We start from the raw sequence: 347 nt of genomic DNA, 5'->3' as shown, positions 1-347 counted from the left end.
CTTCGACTTCATCGTTATTCACCCGAACAACGATACGACCTGCATCCACGCTCTCGATTACCCCGCCACGCTCTGCAACAACACACACACCAGAATCTTGAGCAACAATGCGCTCAATACCTGTTCCAACGACAGGTTTTTCGGCACGTAGCGTTGGTACCGCTTGACGCTGCATGTTTGATCCCATCAAGGCCCGGTTTGCATCATCGTGCTCTAGGAACGGAATTAAAGAGGCCGCAACCGATACAACCTGACGCGGCGATACATCCATATAGTTAACTTTTTCCGGAGGCATGACCGTCGTTTCATTCTTATGGCGAACAGTTACCAACTCTTCCGTTAAAGCA

Annotated in this window: 1 protein-coding gene; it reads right to left on the bottom strand. The window is 49.9% G+C overall.

The genetic code is table 11. The features are described 5' to 3' along the window. The coding region (locus A3751_RS01625) for a hypothetical protein (protein ID WP_156492173.1) at positions 1-347 on the bottom strand (347 nt) is incomplete at both ends.

Source organism: Oleiphilus sp. HI0080, assembly GCF_001635135.1.
This window is presented reverse-complemented; position numbering and strand designations above follow the sequence as displayed.